This is a genomic window from Skermanella sp. (assembly GCF_059503625.1).
Window position 1 is genome coordinate 1 of the sequence record NZ_JCACHA010001133.1, and the last position, 1,377, is coordinate 1,377.

Annotated in this window: 1 protein-coding gene and 1 pseudogene; one reads left to right on the plus strand and one right to left on the minus strand. The window is 68.6% G+C overall.

The features are described 5' to 3' along the window. Positions 1 to 474: pseudogene (locus AC5JJ6_RS40465) on the minus strand (hypothetical protein); the annotation flags it as partial. 398 nt (positions 475 to 872) lie between these two features. Between AC5JJ6_RS40465 and AC5JJ6_RS40470 the strand changes: the two are divergent. Next, a partial coding sequence (locus tag AC5JJ6_RS40470) for a GNAT family N-acetyltransferase (protein ID WP_496047473.1) occupies positions 873 to 1,377 on the plus strand: 505 nt, incomplete at its 3' end.

Below are 1,377 nucleotides of genomic sequence, written 5' to 3' on the forward strand. Positions count from 1 at the left end.
CCAGGGCGACAGCAGCCGGGCCAGCCATCCGCTGGGCGCCATCAGAAAAGCGAGACCGATCGCGAAGGCGGCGTGGGGCAGGGCCAGCAGCGGCGCCAGCAGCCGCCGCAAACCGGAAAAGACCCGCGTGCCGTGCCACGCGGCGCAGAACCACAGCGCGATCCCGACCGACAGCAGCGTAGCGCCCAGGCCGGTGCCGGCCGACAGCAGGACGGCGCCCGCCAGCCCCGGAGCCGCCAGCAGCGCCTGCCACGGACCGAGCGACGGTTCCGTCCCGCCCAGCGCCGGCAGGATGCCGAAGGCCGGAGCCCAGGTGCCGATCAGCCCGCCCGCGATCGGTCCCAGGAACAGCGCCAGCGTCAGCGGCGGCACCAGCCCGAGCGCGCTCCACCGCCGGCGCCGCCTGCCGGCAGCCGACGCCGCCGGCTGCCGGGCCGCTCCGCCGCTCGCGATTTCAGGGCTGACCGACTTCATGGTTTCACGATTTCTTGAGGATTCTCAGCTAAGAGGAAGGCGTCTGCTTCCAGCAACCTACTCCGCCGGGTGCTTGAAGTCAGGGATGTGGCGCAACGGTCACGATTGTTTGATCGCTTCGGTGCATGGGTCCCCTGACGAAAAACACGCTTTTACCGGAAGGAGTGCGGTGTTATATGCAGCGTCCGTTGAAACTGTTCGGTCAACCGCCCCATGTCGCCCCAGCACGCCCTACGACGACGAAGGACAGTCCGCTTGCACTCCGCAAGCGTCGAAGTCCTCACGCCGCGTGCTGATGCCCATGGGATGACAGGCTGACCTGAACCTCTCCCTCCCGGCATCGGCGGCACGGCTCCAGCCTTTCTGCACACTATTTGCCGCCGGGATAACAAGCCTCGATGAACATCACGATTGAGCAGCCGCACCACGCCGCCGCCATCGATACCCTGCTCGACAACTCCTTCGGTCCCAACCGGGCCGGCAAGACCGTCTACCGCCTGCGCGAAAACGTCGCTCCCGTATCAGAGCTGTCGCTCGTCGCGGTCGAGGACGACGCTGTCGTCGGCACCATCCGCTACTGGCCGATCCTGATCGGCGGCGTCACGCCGACGATCCTGCTCGGTCCGATCGCCGTGGACAGCAGCCTGCGGAGCGGCGGCCTCGGCGCCCAGCTCATCCGGCAGAGCCTCAACCGCGCCTCGGCCGCCGGCTGGCGCAGCGTGGTTCTGGTCGGCGACGCGCCGTATTACAGCCGGTTCGGCTTCACCCGTGACCTGACCCTGAACATGAGCCTCCCCGGCCCGGTCGATCTCGACCGCTTCCTGGCCCTGGAACTGGTCGAAGGCTCGCTCGGCGGCGTCTCGGGAATGCTCGGCCGCTGGCCCGTCGCCCCCACGCCGTCCG